The 2,162-nt window shown below is 62.5% G+C and carries 2 protein-coding genes and 1 pseudogene; 2 read left to right on the top strand and 1 reads right to left on the bottom strand.

All coding sequences use genetic code 11. From position 1 onward, the window contains the following. Positions 1-29: 29 nt before the first annotated feature. Positions 30-1,220, bottom strand: a complete 1,191-nt coding sequence (gene carA / locus WB528_RS14115) for a glutamine-hydrolyzing carbamoyl-phosphate synthase small subunit (protein WP_423889032.1) — start codon at positions 1,218-1,220, stop codon at positions 30-32. 172 nt (positions 1,221-1,392) lie between these two features. Between carA and WB528_RS14110 the strand changes: the two genes are divergently transcribed. Both WB528_RS14110 and WB528_RS14105 read left to right on the top strand, forming a co-directional pair. Next, a complete protein-coding gene (locus tag WB528_RS14110) occupies positions 1,393-1,848 on the top strand; it encodes a GatB/YqeY domain-containing protein (RefSeq protein ID WP_423889031.1) in 456 nt (151 codons plus the stop codon). 77 nt (positions 1,849-1,925) lie between these two features. Continuing rightward, positions 1,926-2,162: pseudogene (locus tag WB528_RS14105) on the top strand (AMP-dependent synthetase); the annotation flags it as partial.

The following is a 2,162-nucleotide window of genomic DNA, read 5'->3' as shown; positions in this document are numbered from 1 at the left end:
TTCGCGGGGGAGGGATAAGCGCGTCGCTCCTACGCCCGCTTCTTCTCGCGCATCAGATCGGCGAAGCGCTGGAACAGATAATGCGAGTCGCGCGGACCGGGCGAAGCTTCAGGGTGATACTGCACGGAAAACACCGGCTTGCCCTCGAGCGCGATCCCGCAATTGGAGCCATCGAACAGCGAGATGTGGGTTTGCATCGCGCCTTTCGGCAGCGTTGCCTGATCCACCGCGAAACCGTGGTTCATCGAGGTGATTTCCACCTTGCCGGTGGTTTCGTCCTTCACAGGGTGGTTGGCGCCGTGATGGCCCTGATGCATCTTTTTCGTCTTCGCGCCGACGGCCAAGCCCAGCATCTGATGGCCGAGGCAGATGCCGAAGGTGGGCGTACCGGAATTGATCACCTTCTGAATCACCGGCACCGCATATTTGCCGGTCTCGGCCGGATCGCCGGGACCGTTCGACAGGAACACGCCGTCCGGTTTCATCGCCAGGATGTCTTCGGCCGAAGTGGTCGCCGGTACCACGGTGATCTTGCAGCCGGTGCCGGCAAGCAGCCGCAGGATGTTGCGCTTGATGCCGTAGTCGATGGCAACCACGTTGAATTCCGGCTCGGTCTGACGGCCGAAGCCTTTTTCCCACGCCCACGGCGTCTCGTCCCAGGTGAAGCGCTGGGCAGAGGTGACCATCGGCACGAGGTCCATGCCTTCGAGGCCCGGCCATTCCCGCGCCTCTTCCTTCAATCCGTGAATGTCGAAGACGCCGTTCTTCGCGTGTGCAATCACGGCGTTGGGCATGCCTTTGCTGCGGATCAGCGCGGTCAGCGCGCGGGTATCGATACCGGACAGACCGATGATGCCGCGCGCCTTCAGCCATTGATCGAGATGGCGAGTGGCGCGGTAGTTCGAAGGATCCGATATCGCGGTGCGCAGGATCACTCCGCGCGCGCCCGGCGTCGCCGCCATGTTCACCGTCTCGATATCCTCGTCGTTGGTGCCGACATTGCCGATATGCGGAAAGGTGAAGGTAATGAGCTGCCCGGCATAGGATGGATCGGTGAGGATCTCCTCATAGCCGGTCATCGCCGTGTTGAAGCAAACCTCGCCGACCGCATGCCCCTCGGCGCCGAGCCCAAAACCTTCCAGCACCGTGCCATCGGCCAGCACAAGAAGTGCGGTCGGCTTGTGGTCCGGCCAGGCGGCAGCGTTTTCTGATGTCGTCATGAGGCCCTTACATAGTCGCGCGCGGGCACTGCGTCAAAGCCGGAAATGGCTCGATTCACATGCGTTTTCCGCAGATGGGTGGGTGGTCAGCCGCCCTTGGGGGCGGAGCGCCGGTTGTCTCGGTCGCGCGGACGGCCTAGATCAGGGCTTGAGATCGAAGGAGAGCGATTCCATGCTTCGCGACGACATCAACAACGCGGTCAAGGAGGCGATGAAGGCCAGGGAGGAGCGCAAGCTCTCCACGCTGCGGATGGTCAATTCCACCATCAAGAACGCGGATATTGCTGCGCGCGGGGAGGGCAAACCGCCGCTGTCCGACGCCGACCTGCTCAGCGTGTTGCAGAAAATGATCAAGCAGCGGCAGGAATCGGTCGAGCTCTATGAAAAGGGCGGCCGCGCGGAACTCGCAGCCCAGGAGCGCGAGGAGATCGCGGTGATCTCGGCGTACCTGCCGAAGCAGATGTCGGACGACGATATGAAGGCCGCGATCGCAGCCGCCATCAAGGAGACCGGCGCCGCCGGCATGAAGGATATGGGCAAGGTCGTCGGCGTTCTGAAAGGCAAATATGCCGGCCAGATGGATTTCGGCAAGGCCAGCGGGCTGGTGAAGGCCGCGCTGACGGGTTGATTTTTGCCGGTGCATGTCGTCCCGGCGTTCGCGGGGACGACCCCGCTACTCGTGAAGGACCTTGAAAGCTTCTTCTCATGCTCACCGAAACCAATGATTACGAAAAACTCTGCCGCGATTTCCGCTGGGAGATTCCGCCGCGCTTCAACATGGCGACAGCCTGTTGCGACCGCCACGCCGACGGCACGGGGCGCCTTGCGCTGATCTATGTCGACGAGGACGGCACTTCGCGCCGCACGTCGTTCGATGACTTGGCCTCCATGTCGCGCCGCTTCGCCAATGTGCTCGGGGCCGACGGCCTGGTGCGTGGCGAT

Origin of the sequence: Bradyrhizobium sp. (genome assembly GCF_049586575.1) — a bacterium.
Taxonomy (GTDB): domain Bacteria; phylum Pseudomonadota; class Alphaproteobacteria; order Rhizobiales; family Xanthobacteraceae; genus Bradyrhizobium.
Note: the sequence above shows the minus strand (reverse complement) of the source record. Positions and strands in the feature narration are given on the sequence as shown.

What these genes read in the sequence shown, in the direction of transcription:
- WB528_RS14110 (WP_423889031.1), top strand. Translation starts at nt 1,393, where the DNA reads ATGCTTCGCGACGACATCAACAACGCGGTCAAGGAGGCGATGAAGGCC.
- carA (WP_423889032.1), bottom strand. Translation starts at nt 1,220, where the DNA reads ATGACGACATCAGAAAACGCTGCCGCCTGGCCGGACCACAAGCCGACC.